Origin of the sequence: Streptomyces sp. NPDC102360 (genome assembly GCF_044766085.1) — a bacterium.
Taxonomy (GTDB): Bacteria; Actinomycetota; Actinomycetes; order Streptomycetales; family Streptomycetaceae; genus Streptomyces.
The window spans coordinates 125,442-145,433 of sequence record NZ_JBIWLG010000006.1 but is presented as its reverse complement, the minus strand read 5'-3'; the positions used below and the strand labels follow the sequence as shown (position 1 = coordinate 145,433).

Annotated in this window: 24 protein-coding genes; 17 read left to right on the top strand and 7 right to left on the bottom strand. The window is 70.7% G+C overall.

The genetic code is table 11. From position 1 onward, the window contains the following. Window positions 1–25: 25 nt before the first annotated feature. From sufD to dapD, 9 genes are all read left to right on the top strand, one after another. On the top strand, window positions 26–1,210 hold the full coding sequence (sufD, locus tag ACIRHA_RS24075; RefSeq protein WP_403849321.1) for a Fe-S cluster assembly protein SufD: 1,185 nt from the start codon (window positions 26–28) through the stop codon (window positions 1,208–1,210). 8 nt (window positions 1,211–1,218) lie between these two features. Continuing rightward, window positions 1,219–1,554 carry a non-heme iron oxygenase ferredoxin subunit gene (locus ACIRHA_RS24070; RefSeq protein ID WP_403850114.1) on the top strand — a complete coding sequence of 112 codons (336 nt, stop codon included), beginning with the start codon at window positions 1,219–1,221 and terminating at the stop codon, window positions 1,552–1,554. Between the two features lie 7 nt (window positions 1,555–1,561). Next, window positions 1,562–2,326 (top strand): Fe-S cluster assembly ATPase SufC, encoded by a 765-nt coding sequence (gene sufC / locus ACIRHA_RS24065; RefSeq protein WP_403849318.1) that lies wholly within the window; start codon window positions 1,562–1,564, stop codon window positions 2,324–2,326. Next, the gene (locus ACIRHA_RS24060; protein ID WP_403849315.1) at window positions 2,323–3,579 is read left to right on the top strand and encodes a cysteine desulfurase; all 1,257 of its coding nucleotides are present in this window, start codon (window positions 2,323–2,325) and stop codon (window positions 3,577–3,579) included. Before sufC ends, ACIRHA_RS24060 begins: the two co-directional genes overlap by 4 nt. A 36-nt stretch (window positions 3,580–3,615) precedes the next feature. Next, complete coding sequence (sufU, locus tag ACIRHA_RS24055; RefSeq protein WP_403849313.1) at window positions 3,616–4,074, top strand: Fe-S cluster assembly sulfur transfer protein SufU; 459 nt, start codon at window positions 3,616–3,618, stop codon at window positions 4,072–4,074. After that, window positions 4,071–4,409, top strand: a complete 339-nt coding sequence (locus ACIRHA_RS24050; protein ID WP_266720908.1) for a metal-sulfur cluster assembly factor — start codon at window positions 4,071–4,073, stop codon at window positions 4,407–4,409. Before sufU ends, ACIRHA_RS24050 begins: the two co-directional genes overlap by 4 nt. A 124-nt stretch (window positions 4,410–4,533) precedes the next feature. Beyond that, window positions 4,534–4,854, top strand: coding sequence for a DMT family transporter (locus tag ACIRHA_RS24045; protein WP_399232402.1), 321 nt, complete (start codon window positions 4,534–4,536; stop codon window positions 4,852–4,854). Next, window positions 4,854–5,393, top strand: a complete 540-nt coding sequence (locus tag ACIRHA_RS24040; RefSeq protein ID WP_403849311.1) for a TetR/AcrR family transcriptional regulator — start codon at window positions 4,854–4,856, stop codon at window positions 5,391–5,393. Before ACIRHA_RS24045 ends, ACIRHA_RS24040 begins: the two co-directional genes overlap by 1 nt. Window positions 5,394–5,492: 99 nt before the next feature. Beyond that, the gene (gene dapD, locus ACIRHA_RS24035) at window positions 5,493–6,482 is read left to right on the top strand and encodes a 2,3,4,5-tetrahydropyridine-2,6-dicarboxylate N-succinyltransferase (RefSeq protein WP_403849308.1); all 990 of its coding nucleotides are present in this window, start codon (window positions 5,493–5,495) and stop codon (window positions 6,480–6,482) included. A 72-nt stretch (window positions 6,483–6,554) separates the two neighbouring features. Here dapD and ACIRHA_RS24030 read toward each other — a convergent pair whose 3' ends face one another. Continuing rightward, window positions 6,555–6,878, bottom strand: coding sequence for an SCO4225 family membrane protein (locus tag ACIRHA_RS24030; RefSeq protein WP_403849306.1), 324 nt, complete (start codon window positions 6,876–6,878; stop codon window positions 6,555–6,557). Window positions 6,879–7,101: 223 nt separating this feature from the next. Here ACIRHA_RS24030 and ACIRHA_RS24025 point away from each other — a divergent pair, with 223 nt between their 5' ends. Both ACIRHA_RS24025 and ACIRHA_RS24020 read left to right on the top strand, forming a co-directional pair. Then, window positions 7,102–7,671 (top strand): SigE family RNA polymerase sigma factor, encoded by a 570-nt coding sequence (locus tag ACIRHA_RS24025; protein ID WP_403849303.1) that lies wholly within the window; start codon window positions 7,102–7,104, stop codon window positions 7,669–7,671. Next, window positions 7,668–8,891, top strand: a complete 1,224-nt coding sequence (locus tag ACIRHA_RS24020) for a WD40 repeat domain-containing protein (RefSeq protein WP_403849301.1) — start codon at window positions 7,668–7,670, stop codon at window positions 8,889–8,891. Before ACIRHA_RS24025 ends, ACIRHA_RS24020 begins: the two co-directional genes overlap by 4 nt. Here ACIRHA_RS24020 and dapA read toward each other — a convergent pair. Then, window positions 8,878–9,765 (bottom strand): 4-hydroxy-tetrahydrodipicolinate synthase, encoded by an 888-nt coding sequence (dapA, locus tag ACIRHA_RS24015; RefSeq protein ID WP_403849299.1) that lies wholly within the window; start codon window positions 9,763–9,765, stop codon window positions 8,878–8,880. The two genes, ACIRHA_RS24020 and dapA, sit on opposite strands and share 14 nt — an antisense overlap. A 212-nt stretch (window positions 9,766–9,977) precedes the next feature. On the opposite strand from dapA, the gene ACIRHA_RS24010 reads away from it, so the two are divergent. The 4 genes from ACIRHA_RS24010 to ACIRHA_RS23995 all read left to right on the top strand — a co-directional run bounded on the left by ACIRHA_RS24010 (window position 9,978) and on the right by ACIRHA_RS23995 (window position 11,942). Beyond that, complete coding sequence (locus tag ACIRHA_RS24010; protein ID WP_403849296.1) at window positions 9,978–10,277, top strand: hypothetical protein; 300 nt, start codon at window positions 9,978–9,980, stop codon at window positions 10,275–10,277. Beyond that, complete coding sequence (locus ACIRHA_RS24005; protein ID WP_403849293.1) at window positions 10,274–10,465, top strand: hypothetical protein; 192 nt, start codon at window positions 10,274–10,276, stop codon at window positions 10,463–10,465. The genes ACIRHA_RS24010 and ACIRHA_RS24005 overlap by 4 nt, the downstream gene beginning before the upstream one ends. Further along, window positions 10,462–11,127 carry a hypothetical protein gene (locus tag ACIRHA_RS24000; protein ID WP_403849290.1) on the top strand — a complete coding sequence of 222 codons (666 nt, stop codon included), beginning with the start codon at window positions 10,462–10,464 and terminating at the stop codon, window positions 11,125–11,127. Before ACIRHA_RS24005 ends, ACIRHA_RS24000 begins: the two co-directional genes overlap by 4 nt. 62 nt (window positions 11,128–11,189) lie before the next feature. Beyond that, window positions 11,190–11,942: an SRPBCC domain-containing protein gene (locus ACIRHA_RS23995; protein WP_403849288.1), complete on the top strand. Its 753-nt coding sequence runs from the start codon at window positions 11,190–11,192 to the stop codon at window positions 11,940–11,942. Window positions 11,943–11,970: 28 nt separating this feature from the next. On the opposite strand, the gene ACIRHA_RS23990 is transcribed toward ACIRHA_RS23995, so the two are convergent. Beyond that, a complete protein-coding gene (locus ACIRHA_RS23990; protein ID WP_403849286.1) occupies window positions 11,971–13,809 on the bottom strand; it encodes an endonuclease/exonuclease/phosphatase family protein in 1,839 nt (612 codons plus the stop codon). A 212-nt stretch (window positions 13,810–14,021) separates the two neighbouring features. On the opposite strand from ACIRHA_RS23990, the gene ACIRHA_RS23985 reads away from it, so the two are divergent. Continuing rightward, window positions 14,022–15,461 (top strand): hypothetical protein, encoded by a 1,440-nt coding sequence (locus ACIRHA_RS23985; protein ID WP_403849284.1) that lies wholly within the window; start codon window positions 14,022–14,024, stop codon window positions 15,459–15,461. A 209-nt stretch (window positions 15,462–15,670) separates the two neighbouring features. On the opposite strand, the gene ACIRHA_RS23980 is transcribed toward ACIRHA_RS23985, so the two are convergent. The 4 genes from ACIRHA_RS23980 to ACIRHA_RS23965 all read right to left on the bottom strand — a co-directional run bounded on the left by ACIRHA_RS23980 (window position 15,671) and on the right by ACIRHA_RS23965 (window position 18,433). Further along, window positions 15,671–16,117 (bottom strand): hypothetical protein, encoded by a 447-nt coding sequence (locus ACIRHA_RS23980; RefSeq protein WP_403849281.1) that lies wholly within the window; start codon window positions 16,115–16,117, stop codon window positions 15,671–15,673. Window positions 16,118–16,134: 17 nt separating this feature from the next. Then, the gene (locus ACIRHA_RS23975; RefSeq protein ID WP_403849279.1) at window positions 16,135–17,289 is read right to left on the bottom strand and encodes a hypothetical protein; all 1,155 of its coding nucleotides are present in this window, start codon (window positions 17,287–17,289) and stop codon (window positions 16,135–16,137) included. A gap of 50 nt (window positions 17,290–17,339) precedes the next feature. Next, entirely contained in the window at window positions 17,340–17,591 is a 252-nt protein-coding gene (locus tag ACIRHA_RS23970; protein WP_403849278.1) for a hypothetical protein, read from the bottom strand. Between the two features lie 77 nt (window positions 17,592–17,668). Continuing rightward, window positions 17,669–18,433 carry an SDR family NAD(P)-dependent oxidoreductase gene (locus tag ACIRHA_RS23965; protein WP_403849277.1) on the bottom strand — a complete coding sequence of 255 codons (765 nt, stop codon included), beginning with the start codon at window positions 18,431–18,433 and terminating at the stop codon, window positions 17,669–17,671. Between the two features lie 116 nt (window positions 18,434–18,549). Here ACIRHA_RS23965 and ACIRHA_RS23960 point away from each other — a divergent pair, with 116 nt between their 5' ends. Continuing rightward, window positions 18,550–19,989 carry an alkaline phosphatase PhoX gene (locus tag ACIRHA_RS23960; RefSeq protein WP_403849275.1) on the top strand — a complete coding sequence of 480 codons (1,440 nt, stop codon included), beginning with the start codon at window positions 18,550–18,552 and terminating at the stop codon, window positions 19,987–19,989. Window positions 19,990–19,992: the final 3 nt, after the last annotated feature.

Here is a 19,992-nt window from a genome sequence, read left to right as displayed (position 1 = left end):
AATGAAAGCGAGCACTACGACAGCCATGGCTGAGGCTCCCACCACCATCCCGGCAGGCTCGACGACCGCGGGCGCCGTCGCGGTCGCCGCCGAGTCGACCGTCGCCACGCGCATGAGCGCGCCCCCCTCCTACGACGTGCGGGACTTCCCGGTCCCGCACGGCCGCGAGGAGGAGTGGCGGTTCACGCCGCTGGAGCGGCTGCGCGGCCTGCACGACGGCACCGCCACCGCCACCGGTGACGGCGTGAAGGTCGACGTCGAGGCCCCGGCGGGCGTCAACGTCGAGCTGGTCGGCCGCGACGACGCGCGCGTCGGCAAGGCCGGCAAGCCCGTCGACCGCGTCGCCGCGCAGGCGTACTCGGCGTTCGAGAAGGCGTCCGTCGTCTCCGTGCCCAAGGAGACGGTCCTCACCGAGCCGATCCGCATCGCGGTGCACGGCGAGGGCGGCACCGCCTACGGCCACCAGGTCATCGAGCTGGGCGCCTTCGCCGAGGCCGTCGTCGTCATCGACCACACCGGTGACGCGGTGCTCGCCGCCAACGTCGACTACCTGCTGGGCGACGGCGCGAAGCTGACCGTCGTCTCCGTGCAGGACTGGGACGACAAGGCCGTGCACGTGGCGCAGCACAACGCGCTCGTCGGCCGCGACGCCTCCTTCAAGTCGGTCGTCGTGACCTTCGGCGGCGACGTCGTCCGCCTCAACCCGCGCGTCAACTACGCGGGCACCGGCGGCGAGGCCGAGCTGTTCGGCCTGTACTTCACCGACGCGGGCCAGCACCAGGAGCACCGCCTCCTGGTCGACCACAACACCCCGCACTGCAAGTCGAACGTCGTCTACAAGGGCGCGCTCCAGGGCGACAACGCGCACGCCGTGTGGATCGGTGACGTCCTCATCGAGGCCGCGGCCGAGGGCACGGACACGTACGAGATGAACCGGAACCTGGTTCTGACCGACGGTGCCCGCGTCGACTCGGTGCCGAACCTGGAGATCGAGACCGGCGAGATCGTCGGCGCGGGTCACGCCTCCGCGACCGGCCGCTTCGACGACGAGCAGCTCTTCTACCTGATGTCCCGCGGCATCCCGGCCGAGGACGCGCGCCGCCTCGTCGTGCGCGGCTTCTTCGCCGAGCTGGTCCAGCAGATCGGTGTCCCGGACATCGAGGAGCGTCTGCTCGAGAAGATCGAGACCGAGCTGGAGATCGTGTCGTGACTGGGCCGATGACCCCGGCCTTCGTGCGCGCCTGTGGACTCGCCGAGCTGGAGACCGACACCCCGAAGCGGGTGGAGATCGACGGCACGCCCGTGTCCATCGTGAGCACCGAGGGCGAGGTGTTCGCGATCAACGACATCTGCTCGCACGCGAACGTCTCGCTCTCCGAGGGCGAGGTCGAGGACTGCCAGATCGAGTGCTGGCTGCACGGGTCCGCGTTCGACCTGCGCACCGGCAAGCCCTCCGGCCTTCCGGCCACCCGCCCCGTGCCCGTATACCCCGTGAAGATCGAAGGGGGCGATGTTCTCGTAGACGTCTCCGCCTCCCTCACCCAGGAGAACTGAAGTCCCCATGGCTACGCTTGAAATCAAGGACCTGCACGTCACCGTCGAGGCGGACAACGCCACGAAGGAGATCCTCAAGGGCGTCGACCTGACCGTGAAGCAGGGCGAGACCCACGCGATCATGGGTCCGAACGGCTCCGGCAAGTCGACCCTCGCCTACTCCCTCGCGGGTCACCCCAAGTACACGATCACCAGCGGCACCGTCACCCTCGACGGCGAGGACGTCCTCGAGATGTCCGTCGACGAGCGTGCCCGCGCCGGCCTGTTCCTCGCCATGCAGTACCCGGTCGAGGTTCCGGGTGTCTCGGTGTCGAACTTCCTGCGCACCTCGGCCACCGCCATCCGCGGCGAGGCCCCCAAGCTGCGCACCTGGGTGAAGGAGGTCAAGGAGGCCATGGAGAAGCTCTCCATGGACCCGTCCTTCGCCGAGCGCAACGTGAACGAGGGCTTCTCCGGCGGTGAGAAGAAGCGCCACGAGATCCTCCAGCTGGAGCTCCTCAAGCCGAAGATCGCGGTGCTCGACGAGACCGACTCCGGCCTCGACGTCGACGCCCTGCGCATCGTCTCCGAGGGCATCAACCGCGTCCGTGAGAACGGCGAGGTCGGCACCCTCCTGGTGACCCACTACACGCGCATCCTGCGCTACATCAAGCCCGACCACGTGCACGTGTTCGCGGGCGGCCGCATCGTCGAGTCCGGCGGCGCCGAGCTCGCCGACCAGCTCGAGGCCGAGGGCTACGACAAGTACGTGAAGGGTGGCGCATCCGCGTGACACAGCTGCCGGGCCTCCTCGACACCGAGGCGATCCGCAAGGACTTCCCGATCCTCGACCGGGTGCTGCACGACGGCAAGAAGCTCGTGTACCTGGACAACGCGGCGACCTCGCAGACGCCGCGCCAGGTCCTCGACGCCATCACGGAGTACTACGAGCAGCACAACGCCAACGTCCACCGCGGCGTGCACGTGCTGGCCGAGGAGGCCACGGCGCTGTACGAGGGCGCGCGCGACAAGGTCGCCGCGTTCATCAACGCGCCGAGCCGCGACGAGGTCATCTTCACGAAGAACGCCTCGGAGTCGCTCAACCTCGTTGCCAACATGCTCGGTTGGGCCGACGAGCCGTACAAGGTCGATCACGAGACCGAGATCGTGATCACGGAGATGGAGCACCACTCCAACATCGTTCCGTGGCAGCTGCTCTCGCAGCGCACCGGCGCGAAGCTGAAGTGGTTCGGTCTGACGGACGACGGCCGTCTTGACCTGAGCAACATCAACGAGGTCATCACGGAGAAGACGAAGATCGTCTCCTTCGTGCTCGTGTCGAACATCCTCGGCACCCACAACCCGGTCGAGGCCATCGTGCGCCGCGCCCAGGAGGTGGGCGCCCTCGTCCTCATCGACGCCTCGCAGGCGGCGCCGCACATGCCGATCGACGTGCAGGCGCTGCAGGCCGACTTCGTGGCCTTCACGGGGCACAAGATGTGCGGCCCGACCGGCATCGGCGTGCTGTGGGGCCGCCAGGAGCTCCTTGAGGACCTGCCGCCGTTCCTCGGTGGCGGCGAGATGATCGAGACCGTGTCGATGCACTCGTCGACGTACGCTCCCGCTCCGCACAAGTTCGAGGCCGGCACGCCGCCGATCGCCGAGGCCGTCGCGCTCGGTGCGGCGATCGACTACCTGAACTCGATCGGCATGGACAAGATCCTCCAGCACGAGCAGGCGCTCACCGAGTACGCGGTGAAGCGGCTCCAGGAGGTCCCCGACCTGAAGATCATCGGCCCGGCCACGGCCGAGGACCGGGGCGCCGCGATCTCCTTCACGCTCGGCGACATCCACCCGCACGACGTGGGCCAGGTCCTCGACGAGCAGGGCATCGCTGTCCGGGTCGGTCACCACTGCGCACGGCCGGTCTGCCTGCGGTACGGAATTCCTGCGACCACGCGAGCGTCGTTCTATCTGTACTCCACGCCGGCCGAGATCGACGCTCTGGTCGACGGCCTGGAGCACGTACGGAACTTTTTCGGTTAGACCAACACGGCGGTTGAGGGGTTGGCGAGGAATCGCATGAAGCTGGATTCGATGTACCAGGAAGTCATCCTGGACCACTACAAGCACCCGCACGGCCGGGGCTTGCGGGATGGCGACGCCGAGGTGCACCACGTCAACCCGACGTGCGGCGACGAGATCACGCTGCGCGTGAAGTACGACGGCGAGAAGATCGAGGACGTGTCGTACGAGGGGCAGGGCTGTTCCATCAGCCAGGCCTCGGCGTCCGTCCTGAACGATCTACTCGTCGGCAAGGAGCTGTCCGACGCGCGCCGGATCCAGGAGACCTTCCTGGAACTGATGCAGTCGAAGGGTCAGATCGAGCCGGACGACTCGATGGAGGAGATCCTGGAGGACGCCGTCGCGTTCGCCGGGGTCTCCAAGTACCCGGCACGAGTCAAGTGCGCCCTCCTGAGCTGGATGGCGTGGAAGGAAGCGACGGCCCAGGCCCTCGCGGAGGAGGCGAAGACGGCATGAGTGACAGCACGGCAGTGGAGATGAAGCCGGCTTCCGAAGAGGAGGTCCGCGAGGCGCTGTACGACGTCGTCGACCCCGAGCTGGGCATCGACGTCGTCAACCTGGGCCTGATCTACGGCATCCACGTCGACGACGCGAACATCGCGACGATCGACATGACGCTGACGTCGGCGGCCTGTCCGCTCACGGACGTCATCGAGGACCAGGCGAAGTCCGCGACCGACGGCATCGTCAACGAGCTGCGGATCAACTGGGTCTGGATGCCGCCGTGGGGCCCGGACAAGATCACGGATGACGGCCGCGAGCAGCTGAGGGCGCTCGGCTTCAACGTGTGAGCAACTCAAGCCCCGCCGGCGATTGAGGCGCGGGGTCCGGGGCAGAGCCCCGCGACCGCAACCCCGATTCTCCTCAATCGCCGGCGGGGCTTTTTCGTTGCCGCCGTTATGTACACTCGTACACATGGGATACGTGCTGCTGGCCGGCGCCATAGCCGCCGAGGTGGGGGCCACCACCGCCATGAAGTACAGCGAGGGGTTCAGCAGGCTTTGGCCCTCGCTGCTCACCGTCGCCGGCTACATCGTCGCGTTCGCGCTGCTCGCGCAGACGCTGAAGACCGTGCAGATCGGCACCGCCTACGCGATCTGGGCGGGCACCGGCACGGCGATCATCGCCGCGATCGGCATGCTGTTCCTGGGCGAGGGCCTGACGCTCGCCAAGGTCGGCGGGATCGTCCTCGTCATCGGCGGCGTCGTACTGCTGAATCTGGGCGGGGCGCACTGATGGGCACGCGTCGCTACGATCCCGAGCGCCGCCAGCGGATCATCGACGCCGCGATCCGGGTCGTCGGGTCGAAGGGCATCGCGGGGCTCAGCCACCGCACCGTCGCCGCCGAGGCGGACGTGCCGCTGGGCTCCACCACGTACCACTTCAAGACGCTCGACGAGCTGATGGTGGCCGCGCTGCGGCAGGCCAACGAGGGCTTCGCGAAGGTCGTCGCCGGGCACCACGCCATCCAGGACCCGGACAGCGATCTGCCCGCCGAGCTCGCCGCGCTGCTCGGCGAGTGGCTCGCCGGGGACCGGGAGGGCGTGGAGCTGGAGTACGAGCTGTATCTGGCCGCCCTGCGCAGGCCAGCGCTGCGGCCCGTCGCCGCCGAGTGGTGCGAGGAGCTCGCCGTGGTCGTCGCCCGGCGCACCGATCCGGTCACCGCGCGGGCGATGGTCGCGCTGATGGACGGGATCTCGCTGCAAATGCTGCTGACGGGCGGCGAGTACGACGCCGGGTACACGCGGGAGATGCTGGCGCGGCTGATCCCCTGAGCGCGGCTTGTCCGGGTACGGGACGGTGGGCGCCCGGCACGTGAGACGGGGGCGTGGACCGGTTCGCCTCCGTGGGCCGCCGCCGATTAGGTTTGGGGCATGACCGACACCACTGCCTCTCGCTCCACCGGCGCCGTCGCCGCCGGCCTCGCCACCCTCACGTCCGACGGCACCGTGCTCGACACCTGGTTCCCCGCTCCCCGGCTCGTCGCCGAGCCGGGTCCGGCCGGGACCGAGAAGCTCTCCGCCGAGCAGGCCGTCGAGCTGCTCGGTGCGGGCGCGGCGAAGGCGATCGGCCCCGACGCCCGCCGTGGCGTGGAGATCGTCGCCGTCCGCACGGTCATCGCGTCCCTCGACGACAAGCCGCTCGACGCGCACGACGCGTACCTGCGTCTGCACCTGCTCAGCCACCGCCTGGTCAAGCCGCACGGCGTGAACCTGGACGGCCAGTTCGCCTTCCTCGCCAACGTCGCCTGGACCTCGCTCGGCCCGGTCGCCGTCGACGACCTGGAGACGGTGCGCCTGAACGCCCGCGCCGAGGGCCTGCACCTCCAGGTGACGTCCGTGGACAAGTTCCCGCGCATGACGGACTACGTCGCCCCCAAGGGCGTGCGCATCGCCGACGCGGACCGCGTCCGCCTGGGTGCGCACCTCGCCGAGGGCACCACGGTCATGCACGAGGGCTTCGTGAACTTCAACGCCGGCACGCTCGGTACGTCGATGGTCGAGGGCCGCATCTCCGCCGGCGTCGTCGTCGGCGACGGCTCCGACATCGGCGGCGGCGCCTCCACGATGGGCACCCTCTCCGGCGGCGGCAACGTCCGCATCGTCATCGGCGAGCGCTGCCTCGTCGGCGCCGAGGCGGGCGTGGGCATCGCGCTCGGCGACGAGTGCGTCGTCGAGGCGGGCCTGTACGTCACGGCCGGCACCCGCGTCACGATGCCCGACGGCCAGGTCGTCAAGGCCCGCGAGCTCAACGGCGCCTCGAACATCCTCTTCCGCCGCAACTCGGTGACCGGCACGGTCGAGGCCCGCCCGAACAACGCGGTGTGGGGCGGCCTCAACGAGGTGCTGCACAGCCACAACTAGCCTGCGGCAGCCGGTACAGGCGAGCGCCCTCCCGTGACTCACGGGAGGGCGCTCGTGCGTTCGCGGAGGGTGTCAGGCGACGCGGCCGATGCGGCGGCGGCCGCGAAGGGCCTCCAAGGTCGCGCCGAGGGCCAGGGACTGGAGGAGGGCGCTCGCGGCGATGCCGGTGGCGAGGAGCCACATGGGCGCGTCCAGGCCGCCGACCGCGCCGATGATCCCCATCGCGAGCAGGGACGTCGGGGCGGTGAAGAAGAAGGGCCAGACCCCGACGAAGCCCGGGTCCGAGGACGTCAGCACCACGACGCCGGTGAACACGACGGACGCGCCGACGAGGCCGAGGTAGATCGCCGACGCGGGGTTGGTGACGGTCAGGCGCAGCAGGGTGCGGGCATTCATCGGTCGTCTCCCCGTGGGTGATGGTGCCGTTCTACTGCCATGGTCACGCCGGGCGGCCGCCGCCGTCATGAGTATCCGTACCTGGTTCGTCCCCTCAGAGCAGGCCACACGGAAGAATTCCCGCCCGGCAGGCATAGCGGCCCACGGCCGCGCGCGTCATTACGGGTGACAGCGGGACAGCCGGGGGCAGCCCGGGGGGAGCCCGGGGAGGGGGAGGGCGTCGATGAATGCGGTCCGGAAAGAGCACAGCGTGGGCGCGGAGACGTTCAGGGAGTTCGTGGCGGAGCGGTCGTCCGTGCTGTTGAAGACGGCCGTGCTGCTCAGCGGAGGCGACCGGCACGCGGGCGAGGATCTGCTGCAGAGCGTGCTGATCAAGGTGGCCGGGCGGTGGGACCGGATCGAGGACCCGGAGGCGTATGTGCGCCAGGCCCTCTACCGGCAGCAGATCAGCCGGTGGCGGCTGAAGTGGCCGAAGCGGGAGGTCAGCTACGGGAGGGTGCCGGACGGGGCCGCGGCGGGGGACGGAACGGCCGACGCCGAACTGCGCGTCGTGCTGCGCGCCGCGCTCTCCCGGCTCACCGCGCGGCAGCGCACCGTGCTCGTACTCAGGTACTTCGAGGACCTGCCGGAGGGCGATGTCGCCCGGGAGCTCGGCGTGTCCGTGGGGACCGTGCGCTCCACCACCCACCGCGCGCTCGCCAAGCTGCGCGGGCTCGCTCCCGAACTGGCACAGGACGGCGACGACCGGCCGCCGTCCTCCCGTGACTACGCGCCGGCGGAGGTGCGCCCGTGAACGTCGACATCGTGCTCAAGGAGGCGCTGCGCGAGCAGGCCGACGGCGTCGGGCCCGCGCCCGTCGACCTCGCCGACCGGGTCCTGGCCGCGCGGCGCAGGCGTCGTACCGGCACGGCCGTGGCCGCGTTCGTGGCCGCCACGGCGGTGGTCGCCGCCGCCGTGCTGGTGCCGCGGATGGACGAGGGGGAGGACGCCCCGCCCGCGAAGGTGACCGGCTCCGCCGACGTCATCGCGCACCCGGACCAGTCGCCGCCCAAGGACGTCATCGCGGCGGGACGCACGGCGCTCGCCTCGTTCGCCACGTACAAGCGGGTCAAGTACGCGGACGGGGACGGGAAGTTGGTCCGCACGTACGGGGTGTTCGACCCGACCACCAAGACCTATCGGAAGACCACGGCATGGTCCTGGCTCACCGTCGCTCCGGGCCTGCGCACCGCCGCCGTCCTGGAGAAGAAGCTCCCGGCCAAGCGGGTCGGCATCCTCGACCTGGCCACGAACAAGGTGACGCGCTGGATTCCGGTGGCGCAGGGAGCGGCCGGGGCCGAGTTCTCGGCGGACGGCAGCAAGCTCGTCGTCACGACCTACAAGACCGACCCGGACCATCTGTACAAGGACCGGCCGATGAGCGACGGCAGCGGCCCGGAGGAGCCGAGCGCCGGGCACCCGTCCAGGACCGGGTTCTCCGTCATCGACGTGAAGAGCGGGAAGGGCACGTGGGCCGCGGTGCCGCTGACGGGCGGGGAGTTCGACCACAACGCCCGTGAGGACTTCCGGTTCGCGCCCGGTGGCGACCTGGTGGTCACGGCCTCGATGACCGACGGCGGACCGCAGGTCCGCACGCTCGACGGCAAGAAGGTGCCGACGCCCGCGAAGCTGCGGCACTGGCTGATGTACTCCGAGGCCGGACTCTCGCCGGGCGGGAAGCTCGCGGGCGGGGACTTCGCCGGCAAGGGCGACAAGATCGCCGTCGCCGTGAACGACGCGCGGACCGGCGAACTCGTCGACAAGCTGCCCGCGCAGCAGCTGCTCGCCTGGGCCGACGACAAGCGGCTCGTCGCCTGGGGCTGCGACCCCAGGAAGTGCGGTGGCGGGGGCGAGTTCCGCAACCAGTTGCTGCTGGTGACGGTCGGCAGCGACAAGGTCGTCCAGCTGAGCGACTTCCGCAAGGCGTCGGCCGACTACCCGGGACGCTGGGCGCCCCAGTTCACGACGCGCTGAGCAGCTTCTCCAGCGCCACCCGCAGCCCGTCGGCCGTCTCCTGGCCGGCGGGCCGCAGGGGTGCGCGGACCGGGCCGCCGAGGAGGGCCTTCACGGTGACCGTGCCCGGCAGGCCCGCGTTCATCATCAACTGGGTGAGGGGAACGGTGAGTTGCTGGCGGCGCGCGGCCTCCGCGGTGTCGCCCGCGTCGTACGCGTCGATGATGGCGCGGAAGGCGGCGGGCGCCACGTTCGAGACCGTCGATACGTAGCCCGCGCCGCCCAGTGCGTACAGCGCCAGGACGTACTCGTCGCAGCCCGTGTAGTACGCCAAGTCCGTTTCTGACATCACCCGTTGGGTGCCGAGGAGGTCGTACGCGCAGTCCTTCACGGCGACGATCCGGGCGTGGCCCGCGAGCCGGATCATCGTCTCCGGCTCGATGCGGGTGCCGGTGCGGCCGGGGATGTCGTACAGCATCAGGGGGAGGTCCGCGGCGTCGGCGATCGCGCGGAAGTGCGCCTCGATCGCGTCCTGCGGTGGACGGCTGTAGTACGGGGTGACGACCAACAGGCCGTCGGCGCCCGCCTGTTGGGCCTGTTGGGCGAGGTCGACGGTGTGGCGGGTATCGGACGTGCCGATGCCGGCGACGACCTTCGCGCGGCCGTCGACCGCCTCGCGCACCGCCCGTACGAGGTCCGTCTTCTCCGCGTCCGTCGTGGTCGGCGACTCCCCGGTCGTGCCGGAGAGGACGAGGCCTTCGCAGCCCTCGGTGACCAGCTGGTCGGCCAGCTTCTGGGCTGCGGGCAGGTCGAGCGCGCCCGTCCGTGTGAAGGGCGTGACCATGGCGCACAGGGCGCGGTTGAAGGGGGAGGGGCGTGGGGTTGCGTCGGCCATGAGGGGAGTGTCGGCCCGGGCACGGTGCAGCTCCACTTAATTCTGCTACGAGGTGGTGCGAAGCACTGCTGAAGTGTTCAGGCGAAATCGGGGCAGCAGGGCGTGAATGCGTCGTTCCGTGTCCGGTTTGGCTGAGATGTGCGCTTCAGGTGGCGTGGCGGGAACCCGATGAACCGCAGTGAAGATGCTGGTCCGTTCGCGAGGTGCGTGTGGTGCGAGACATGGTGATGGCGCTTGCCGCGCCCACGGTGATGTGTGCGAGTGGGCTCTACGCGGCGTGCGCCGTGTGGTGGAGGCGCAGGCGCCCGGTGCCCGCGCCCTGGTCGCAGGCCGGGCTGCGGCTCGCGGGGGAGCGGGCGGTGGCCGTGGCCGAGGCCGTGGTGGCCGACGAGCATGCCCTGCTCGTGCAGGATGCCGAACGCACCGGTGCCGAATCGGGCCGGATGCGCCACCATGAGAGGCCGGTGACCGGCAACCGGGTCACCGAAGGCCGTTCAGGGGAGGCACCATGAGGCTGGGCAGGGCACTCGCCACCGGAATCGCCGAAGAAACGCCGCGGGAGACCGAGCGTCCCGAAGTGGACGACGAGGCCAAGGAGTTGACGGCCGAGGCCACCGTGCGCGCTGAGACCACCGTGCGCACTGAGGCCGTCGTGCGCGAGGTCGCACCGGAGCCCGCCGAGGTCCCGGCCGCGCGATGAGGCTGCGGCTCCCTCAGGAGCGTCCGACGGAGCCGCCCACCGGTTACAAAATCGCCCATCCCGTGCTCGCCGCGGACGGTGGGAGCGCCGGTTTTCTGGGCGTCTCGCTCGGCGCCGCCGCGCCCTACAAGGTGCTCGACGAGGCGCGCTGCGTGTACGGGCGGCGGCACGGCGCACCGCACCGGCGCTGCGACTGCGGATTCCACTGCGTACACGAACGCCGGTGCGCGGAAGGGCTGTTGGTCGAGGCCGGGCACCGTAGGGCGGTGCTGCTCGAAGTCGCCGTCCTCGGGCCCTACATCCGGTTCGAGCGCGGGTTCCGCTACGGGCGCCAGCGGGTGCGGACCGCCACCGTCGGGCCGTGCCCGTGCGGTACCGAGGCGGCCGTGCTCGCCGACGCGGGGTGGGGGCGCGCCGGTCGGCTCGTGCTGGAGGCGGCGTGCGCCGGGTGCGTGGGCGGGAGGCCGCGCTGGGCCCTGGAGGCGTTCGCCCGGCTCGCGGGCGACGGGCTGCGGGTGCGCGCCGCACCGGGAGTGGGGCCGCGGGGGCCCGTCCCCCAGATGCCCGAACTGGCGGCGGAGGCGGCACTGCTCCAGGCCCGACTCGACTGGTTCCAGGGGCAGTTGGCGCGCCTGGGGCGGGCGATGGGAAGCGGCGGGTAGCCACGCGGGGCGGGCTCGGCCGACCTGTGGGACCGTGAGTCCATGCGACGGAGTCGGCGGTCATGAGCGGGTCACGTGGCGGCGGAAAGCCGTTCGAGATCCCACGCGAGTTCGAGGTCGGCGTCGGCCCCCAGCAGGTGTGGGACGCCGTCACCAAGGGGTCCGGCGGCTGGCTGTGGCCCATGGAGTACGAGCCCAAGGAGGGCGGCGAGGGCCCCTTCCACTCCGTACTGACCGTGTGGGACCCGCCGCGCCGGCTCACAGTCCGCTCCGACGACCCGGCGGCCCTGCCGCCCGGCCAGCCGCTGAACCAGCTCGACTGGACCATCGAGCCGCGCGACGGCGGCGGCCGGTCCCGGGTCCGCTACGTCCACAGCGGCGTCTTCACCGAGCACTGGGACGACCTCTTCGACGGCGCCGACAAGCACACGGACTTCTACCTGCACACGCTGCGCCAGTACGTGACGCACTTCGCGGGCCGCCCGATCGCCTTCGCCACGCTCGACGGGCCCGGCACCTCGGCGAACCGCGAGGCGCTCACCGCCGTCGGCCGCGCGCTCGGCCTGCCCGCCGACGCGACGGAGGGCGCGCGGGTCCGCGTCCAGGGCCCGGCCGGGCAGACCCTGGACGCCGTGCTCGACTACCGCAACGCCTGTTTCCTCGGGCTGCGCACCGAGGACGCCCTGTACCGCTTCTTCGGGCGCGGCCACTGGGGTGCGCCCGTCGGCGTCAGCGTCCACGACTTCGCGGAGGACGCGGACGCCGCGCGGAACGAGGCCGAGTGGGGCGACTGGCTGGCGCAGATCTTCGCGTAACCCCGGCTCGGACCTCGTCGACCGGCGGTCAGGGGCGGAAGCGCAGTACCTGTGGGTCGTGATCGCTGATCTGGTCGTGGAACTCGCTGTTGATGTGCACGCTGTCGTACGTGAACGCGTCCTTCGCCCTGATCGACGGGCTGATCAGGATCTGGTCGAGGACCTGGCTGTTGCCCTGGTAGTCATACGTATAACGCTCGTGCTTCGGCAGGGACTTGATCGCCGACCAGAGCGCACCCCCCGCCTCCAGGCGCTGAGCGGTTCCGGAGAACTCGAAGTCGTTGATGTCGCCGAGCGTGATCACATCCGCGTCCGGCTGCGCCTTCAGGATGTCCTTGGCGAAGGTGTTCACCACCGTCGCCTGCGCGTGCCGCTGCGTCTCCGAGGAGCGCGCGGGCGGTTGGTACTGGGAGGGCAGGCCCTGGTCGCCGCCCTTGGACGCGAAGTGGTTGGCGATCACGAAGACCGGCTTGCCGCGGAACGTGAACTCGCCGGCCAGCGGCTTGCGGCTGTTCGCCCACGCGGCGTCGCCGGGTGCCACACGGCCGGGTGACGCGGTGAGCGCCGCCCTGCCGTTCTCGCTGGTCACGCCCACCGGTGTGGTGGCGTCGCCGCCGGGGCGGTCGGTGAAGGAGACGCGGTCCGGGTTGAACAGGAAGACCTGGCGGATGTTTCCGCCCGGCTCGCCGCCGTCCTTGTTGTTCTCCGGGTCGATCGAACGCCAGTCGTAGCGGGGCCCGCCCGCGGCGGCGATCGCGTCGATCAGCTTGCGCATCGTCGCGTCCGCCGCGACCGTCCCGTCGTTCTTCGCGCCGTTGTTGTCCTGGATCTCCTCCAGGGACACGATGTCGGGCGAGCGCAGGTGGTCGACGATCGCGGCGGCATGAGCGTCGAAGGTGGCGTCGGACGGGTCGAGGTTCTCGACGTTGTACGTCGCCACGGCCAGCTCGCCCGACTTCTGCTCGCGGGTCGTCTCACGCTGAAGTCCGGACTGCTTCAGGCCCCCCAACTCCCGTGCCACCAGCGTGTATCCGCCGTATTGATTGAAGTCGAGCGGGCCCTCGGTGGCGCCGGTCAGGACGTCGCCGACGTCGGCCGCGGGGAAGTCCGCGAGCGCGCCGAGCGACTGGATCTGTAGGCGCCCGCCGTTCTGGTCCGCGTACGAGGCGTAGCGGGTGCCGCCGCGCTTCGTGCGGTTCTCGTGCGGCTTCACGGTGACCCACAGCTCGCCGAACGCGTCGGACGCGGTGACGACCCGCGAGGAGCCGACGCGCACGTTCTGGCCCTCCAGCGACTCGTAGTAGTCGAGGGCGTACGCGCGCGGGCGCAGCGGCAGCTTGTTGACCGAGCCGTTCGCCGCCGGGTCGCCCTGCGGCGCGTACGCGCGCGGGACCGACTTGTCGCTGATCGTCGTGACCGGCACCCGGTTGCCCGACGAGTTCACGGTCACGGTCGGCTTCGTCAGCTCGGTGAGCGACTGGTTGCCGGACGAGGCGCCGCCGGGCACGTACTCGGAGACCGTTCCGGAGACGGTGACGGAGTCGCCGGCCCGCACGGTGGGAGTGGAACTCGTGAAGACGAAGACGCCCTCGCTGGTGGCCGGGTCGGCGTCGGGCGCGGTGTCCTGGAACCAGAAGCCGCGGGACGAGCCGTACGTTCTGACGCCCGTCACCACCCCCGTCACGCCCGTGACCTGCTGTCCGGCGAGCGGGGATATGCGGGTGGCGCCCTGGATGTCGTGGATGGCGACGTCGGCGGCCGCCGCCGGGTGGGCGGGGAGCGTGGCGAGGGTGCCGGACACCGCCGCGCAGGCGACGGACAGCGCGGCGAGGCGCGACCGGGACAGCACGTACTTGCTCGGCTTCATGTTCGACTCCTTGTTGGGAGAGGCGTGCGACGCCTTCTACGCGCGTCAATTTCCGTCCTGCGCACGCGAGTTGTCAAGGTTTCGGGGATGTCGGGGACATGAGGAGAAGCCGACCGGTCCGTGAACCCGGCAGCATGGGTGTAAATCCGTCTAGGCTGGGCGGTCGCAACGCAACGTAGGCCCCCCGCACGTCCCCCTAGGAGAACCAGCCGATGTCAGACAGCTCCCCCCTGCCGCCGGTGCGGCTGCCCGCCGAAGCGGAGCTGGCGCGGGACGCGCTCGCCACCCCCCTGCTGTCCCGCGCGGTGAAGCTCGCCCGCTGGGCCGGTCCGGAGACCCGGGTCGGCGCGGGCGGTGAACTCGTCGAGGAGCAGCTGCCCGCCGCCGCGGCAGAGCTGGCGCTCACCGATGCCGTCGACGAGGCCGACGCCGCCGCGTACGCGAGCGAGGCCTGGCGCATCGCCGTCGACACGGGCCTCGTGGAGGTCGTCGACGAGGAGGAGGGCACCGTCACGGTCGGCGAGGAGCTCGGCACGCTCACCTCCGGCGGCCCCTCCGACGTGCTCGCGGTGTGGCTGGGCGCGCTCGACACCGTGCTCGCCGACGCGAGCGTGCCCGACCTCGACGACCTGGTCGGTGCCATCGAGGAGGGCGGCGACATCGACTTCTCGCAGCTCGACTGGGACCCCGAGGCGGAGTCCGAGTTCCTGGAGGGCGTGCTCGGCAACCTCTACCTGCTGACCGTCAGCGAGGGCGGCGCCGGCGAGGAGGCCGTGCCGCTGCCCGCGCTCGCCGCGTCGATGATCGTGCCCGACGACATGGGCGAGCCCACGGACGACGTGCTGGAGCAGGTGTCCGACGCGATGATGCGGCTCGACGACCAGTTCCGGCTGCTGGATCCTGTGGGGCTCGTGGAGTTCCAGCCGGTCGACGAGGCGCTCATGGCCGACGCCGACGAGTCGGTCGCCGAGCCGGCCGACGACTCCGACGTCTCCCGCTACGGAATGGTCCGGCTCACCCCGCTCGGCCTGTACGGGATCCGGGCCCGGATGCTCGACGCGGGCCTGGACGCCCCGGCCGTCGGCGACCTCGCCGACAAGGGTGCCGACGCGCTGCTCGACGGCACCGCCGGGTTCCCCGAGGCCGCGGCTCAGGTCGAGATCGAGCAGTGGCTCGCGCGGCGTGAACCGCTCGCCGCGGCGCGGGAGTTGCTGGGTGCGGCGCGTGGCGGCGACGAGTGGGGGCCGCTCAGGCGGCTGCGGTGCCAGCAGGCGCTTTCGTTGGTCGGCGTGGAGGCGGAGCCGGCGCTGCGTGAGGTGCTCGACGATGCGGAGCTGGGTGGTCTCGCCCGGGTGTGGCTGGCCGAGCACGGGTTCGGGGATGTGCCGGCGCCGTCGCAGGACCTGGTGTTCTGGCTGACCGTCGACACGATCGCCGCGCAGCTTTCCATCGAGGGGAACTCGGAGGAGTTGCAGGCGTTGGTGGAGGGGCTCGCGGCGCAGCACAGCGGGTTTTTCGCGGCGGCGTGGCGGGTGGAGCATCCCGCTACCGCGGATGTGTTGGAGGCGATGGGGCGGTTGCACCCGGACAAGAAGGTGGCCAAGGAGGCGCGGAAGGCGGCGTTCAAGGCGCGGTCCGCCAACGGGAGTTGAGGGTGCGCGGCACCGTGGTTGCGGTCGCGGGGCGCTGCCCCGGACCCCGCGCCTCAATCGCCGGCGGGGCTTGAAATGTGCCCGGTCGCGCTTGGACGCGCCGGCGGGGCTTGAAATGTGCCCGGCCGTCGCTTGGGCGCGCCGGCGGGGCTTGAAATGCGACATGCGCCCGGTCGCCGCTTGGATGCGGCGGCCGGGCGCTGTGCGCACTAGCAGAGATACCGCGTCGTGTGCTTGAACGACGAGGACGCGCCGTCGAAGCCGTATGTGCCGCGGTATGACGGTGGGTTCTGGAATTCGCCGACCAGTGTGATCGTTGAGGCGCACGAACCCTGGCCCGCCCGCTTCGCGTCCAGGCGGATGGTGTCGCCGATGAAGCCGCCCGTGATGTCCCACGGGGCTCCGCAGATGCCCGAGGTGATCTGGCCGCCGGTCACCACGAACGGGTGCGTGTTCGGGTTTATCTTCGCGGTGATGGCGAAGGTGACCGAACCGTTGTTCAACTCCAGCTTGCAGTCGACCGTCAGCGCCTCCGCGGACACCTCGCGTTGCGTGGCGAACGCCTCGTCGCGGGTCTTGACCTCCGCGCCCTGCGGGTTGTGGAAGCGGTGTTCCGAGCGGGTCTGGCTCTTGCCCTTGCGTGACTGAGTGGTCATGGCGTTTCCGTCACCTCCTATGCCAGTTGCTCGGCGATCTCGACGCGCAGCAGGGTGCGCACGTTCTCGATGTGGTTCTCGACCGTGACCGTCGTCGAACCGGCGAACAGCAGGCCGACCGCCACGTTGTCGTAGGACGTCACGAGCGAACCGGAGTCGCCGCCCGCGGACATGCTGGTGGTGAGGATCTGGTCCTTGAAGCGGGCCGTGCCCGCCGTGCCGTAGTTGACGTCGATGGTGGCGTCGACCGAGACGATCCGGCCGAAGGACACGTTCGTCGTACGGCCCGTCTTCTTCACCAGGTCGCCGACGGCGACGTTCGCCTTGCGGCGCCAGGCGCGCGGCGGTCCGCTGAAGTACTGGTCGCGCGTGGCGTCCTGGAACTGGACCTCGGCGAGCGCGCAGTCGACCACGTTGTTCTGCCGCTCAAGCGGCGTCTGCGGGGCGAACTGGATGGTGATGAAGCGGGACAGCGTGGCGATGCGGTCCGCGGGGTCCGTGCCGCCGTCGAACCGGCCGGGCTGCACGATGGCGCTGCCCAGCTGGGCCCGGTTGGAGTCGGCGAGGACGTGGTTGTTGGAGAGGACGTAGAACTTCGCCGGGGTGCCGAGTCCTGGCCCCGGCGGGTCCACGGTCGCGCCCGGCAGGAAGTCGTAGACCACGCTGCCGAGGGTGCCCGCGGTGATGGCGACGTTGCCGACCGAGAAGCCGGAGGGGCACGGCCGCATCCGGCGTACGAGCTGCTGCGGCTCGAAGCCCTGGAGCCCGCCAAGCTCTTCGAGCAGTGGCTGGCCGTGGCCGGAGAACTGCTGGGGGATACCGCCGTCGGGGCCGTACACGACCTCTTCGGAGCGGGCTCCGGAGGGGCGGCTCTGCCGGCGCTGGGCGGAGATGTGGCCGACGGCCACGATGTCGGTCGGGGTGCCGTCATCCATCTGACGTGGAATCACATCCCGCTCGGGCAGCAGGGATTCGGGCACCTTCTGGGTCACGAAGACGAGGACGGCCTCCTCGCCCGTCGGCTCGCCGTTCGACCATTTCACGCCGTGGCCGAAGCCGACCACATTGGCAAGGGGCGCCTCGCGCCGCAGGAAATCACTGGTCGCTTGCTGCCGGGAGCTGTCGCTGAGCTGCCCTCCGGCGGGTCCGCGCATCAATTCGGGCTGGCGCACGCCAGACCACCTCTATTCCCCTGACTTACCGCTGAAGTGCGGGGGACCCCTCACCGCTCGTCGTCCTGGGCGTGCACGTCGCCGATCGCGAGCACACGCACCGGTACCCCGTCGAGCGTCTTGGGGACGATGTCCTCCGCACGGAGCCGGTCGCGGGGCACTTTGCGGGTCACGAAGACGACGATGACGTCCTCGCCCGAGTGCTCGTCCTTCCCGGTTCCGACTCCGGTGACATTGGCCAGCCTCATCAGCCGGCTCTCATGGAGGCCGCGTGCCTGGCGTACGTCCATTCGGCTCGCCACCCCCCGAACTGTCTTCTGTCGCCTGTCTATTGCCGCACGGCAGACCGGTCAAGGTGTACTGCGCGAATACGGAGACGTCACGTACGCAGGTACGAGGCGCCGTTCAGGTCGAGGACGGTGCCGGAGGCCCACTGTGAGGCCGGTGAGGCGAGCCACAGGACGGCATCGGCGATCTCCTCGGCCGAGGCCACGCGGCCGAACGGGCTCTGCGCGCGCACCTCGTCGGTCAGCCGGTGCGCCACCCGCTCCGTCTCGATGAAGCCGGGCGCCACCGACGCCACCCCGATCCCGTGCGGCGCGAGCGCCACCGCGAGGGACTGGCCGAGGGCGTGCACGGCGGCCTTCGTCGCCCCGTACGCCGGGTGGTCGGGCTCGCCCTTGAACGCGCCGCGCGAGCCGATGTTGACGATCCGGCCCGCCGTGCCCTGCCCGATCATGCGCTGCGCGGCGAGGTGGCTGAGGTTCGCGGTGCCGAGCAGGTTCACGGAGACATGGTTCTGCCACTGCCGCACCCACTCCTCGTACGGGGTGGTGGCAGGAGGGTGCGGGGTGTTCACGGCCGCGTTGTTGACCAGGACGTCGATGCCGCCGAGGCCTTCGGCCGCCCGCTCGGCGACGGACTTCGCGCCCTCGGGGTCGGAGATGTCGCCGCCGACGAGGACGTGCCCGGCACCCGTGAGCGAGTCGAGCGTGGCCCGCGCCTCGTCCTCCCGCGAGCCGTAGTGCACCGCGACCCGGTCGCCGTTCGCCGCGAAGGCACGGGCCAGTGCCCGGCCGAGGCCGCGCGAGGCCCCGGAGACGAGGACGCGGCGGTCGGACGGTTCCAGGTTCACGGAAGTCATGTAAGCGGGCCCCTTGGCGTTGGACGGTGTTCAACCGCCGTTTATACGCGAGCGAGAACGTATGGCCGAAAACAGGGCCCGTTCACTCTCATCGATCACCACGGGAGACAGCCACCATGTCGCTCACTCGCAGGGACTTCACCAGACGATCCGCGGCCACCGGCGCCGGCATCGCGCTCGCCGGGTCCGTCGGCTCCCTGGCCACCGCGCCGAACGCCCTCGCGGCCACCGACGACGCCACCGTCGACGTACTCAAGGGCAAGGACAAGGGCGTCGGCTACGGCCCGCTGATCGACGACCCGGACGGCATCCTCGCGCTGCCCGAGGGCTTCTCGTACAAGGTCATCACGTACTGCGGGAAGACCAGGCTGGAGTCCGGCGAGTTCACGCCCTCCAACCACGACGGCACCGCCACCTTCGCGGGCCCGCGCGGCGCCACGCTGCTCGTCAACAACCACGAGCTGGCGGGCGCCCGCGCCGACTGGCCGCACCCGGTGCCGCTGACCGAGGGCCTCGTCTACGACCCGAAGGCGGCCGGCGGCTGCACCGTCGTGGAGGTCCGCCGGAGCGGCGAGGTCGCCGAGTGGGTCGGCATCGCCGGCACCGCCACCAACTGCGCGGGCGGGCACACCCCGTGGAACACCTGGCTGACCTGCGAGGAGACCGAGGACAAGGCCGGTTCCAAGGGCTTCACCAAGGACCACGGCTACGTCTTCGAGGTCGACCCGGCGGACCACCGTGCCAACCGGTCCCCGAAGCCCATCAAGGCGTTCGGCCGCTACGCGCACGAGGCCGTCGTCATCGACCCCAAGCGCGGCCACGCCTACCTCACCGAGGACGCCTCGGGCCCGAACGGCCTGCTCTACCGCTGGGTTCCGCCGAAGGGCTTCGAGCACGGCCGCGGCAAGCTGCGCACCCTCGCCGACGACGCGGGCGTGCTGCAGGCGACCCGGTGCTTCGACTCGGGCGGCCGCTTCGTCGACGACCTGTCCCGTGCCACGAAGATCGGCACGACGTACGGCGTCGACTGGGTCGACGTCCCCGACCGCGACGCCAAGTCCGTCTCCACGCGCAAGCAGTTCAAGGACGGCGAGATCACCCGCGCCCGCAAGCTCGAAGGCATGTGGTGGGGCGACGGCGGCGCCTACGTCGTCTCCTCGTACGCCCGCGAGGAGAGCCCCGTCGCGCACGACGGACAGGTCTGGTTCTACGACCCCAAGCGCCGCACGCTGACGCTGAAGGTGCTGCTCGGTGTGAACCCGGACCCGTCGAAGGACGGCGCCCTGGACGGCCCGGACAACATCACCGTCTCCCCGTACGGCGGTCTGGTCATCTCCGAGGACGGCGAGGGCATCCAGCACCTGTTCGGGGCGACCGAGCGGGGCCGTACCTACCCGATCGCGCGCAATGATCTCAACATCGGGACCGCGGCGGAGCCGGAGTACAGCGAGATGACGGGCGTGACCTTCTCGCCCGACGGCTCGACCCTCTACGCCAACATCCAGAACCCCGGCATCATGCTGGCGATCAAGGGCCCCTGGAAGCGACAGGGCTGAGGG

Excerpts from the sequence above, each read along its gene's own strand:
- ACIRHA_RS24005 (WP_403849293.1), top strand. The coding sequence starts at position 10,274 with ATGAGGCTGGGCAGGGCACTCGCCACCGGAATCGCCGAAGAAACGCCG.
- ACIRHA_RS23985 (WP_403849284.1), top strand. The coding sequence starts at position 14,022 with ATGTCAGACAGCTCCCCCCTGCCGCCGGTGCGGCTGCCCGCCGAAGCG.
- ACIRHA_RS23960 (WP_403849275.1), top strand. The coding sequence starts at position 18,550 with ATGTCGCTCACTCGCAGGGACTTCACCAGACGATCCGCGGCCACCGGC.
- ACIRHA_RS23965 (WP_403849277.1), bottom strand. The coding sequence starts at position 18,433 with ATGACTTCCGTGAACCTGGAACCGTCCGACCGCCGCGTCCTCGTCTCC.
- ACIRHA_RS23980 (WP_403849281.1), bottom strand. The coding sequence starts at position 16,117 with ATGACCACTCAGTCACGCAAGGGCAAGAGCCAGACCCGCTCGGAACAC.
- dapD (WP_403849308.1), top strand. The coding sequence starts at position 5,493 with ATGACCGACACCACTGCCTCTCGCTCCACCGGCGCCGTCGCCGCCGGC.
- sufD (WP_403849321.1), top strand. The coding sequence starts at position 26 with ATGGCTGAGGCTCCCACCACCATCCCGGCAGGCTCGACGACCGCGGGC.
- ACIRHA_RS24050 (WP_266720908.1), top strand. The coding sequence starts at position 4,071 with ATGAGTGACAGCACGGCAGTGGAGATGAAGCCGGCTTCCGAAGAGGAG.
- ACIRHA_RS23990 (WP_403849286.1), bottom strand. The coding sequence starts at position 13,809 with ATGAAGCCGAGCAAGTACGTGCTGTCCCGGTCGCGCCTCGCCGCGCTG.
- ACIRHA_RS24070 (WP_403850114.1), top strand. The coding sequence starts at position 1,219 with ATGACCCCGGCCTTCGTGCGCGCCTGTGGACTCGCCGAGCTGGAGACC.
- ACIRHA_RS24000 (WP_403849290.1), top strand. The coding sequence starts at position 10,462 with ATGAGGCTGCGGCTCCCTCAGGAGCGTCCGACGGAGCCGCCCACCGGT.
- sufU (WP_403849313.1), top strand. The coding sequence starts at position 3,616 with ATGAAGCTGGATTCGATGTACCAGGAAGTCATCCTGGACCACTACAAG.
- sufC (WP_403849318.1), top strand. The coding sequence starts at position 1,562 with ATGGCTACGCTTGAAATCAAGGACCTGCACGTCACCGTCGAGGCGGAC.
- ACIRHA_RS24030 (WP_403849306.1), bottom strand. The coding sequence starts at position 6,878 with ATGAATGCCCGCACCCTGCTGCGCCTGACCGTCACCAACCCCGCGTCG.
- ACIRHA_RS24045 (WP_399232402.1), top strand. The coding sequence starts at position 4,534 with ATGGGATACGTGCTGCTGGCCGGCGCCATAGCCGCCGAGGTGGGGGCC.
- ACIRHA_RS23995 (WP_403849288.1), top strand. The coding sequence starts at position 11,190 with ATGAGCGGGTCACGTGGCGGCGGAAAGCCGTTCGAGATCCCACGCGAG.
- ACIRHA_RS24040 (WP_403849311.1), top strand. The coding sequence starts at position 4,854 with ATGGGCACGCGTCGCTACGATCCCGAGCGCCGCCAGCGGATCATCGAC.
- ACIRHA_RS24025 (WP_403849303.1), top strand. The coding sequence starts at position 7,102 with ATGAATGCGGTCCGGAAAGAGCACAGCGTGGGCGCGGAGACGTTCAGG.
- dapA (WP_403849299.1), bottom strand. The coding sequence starts at position 9,765 with ATGGCCGACGCAACCCCACGCCCCTCCCCCTTCAACCGCGCCCTGTGC.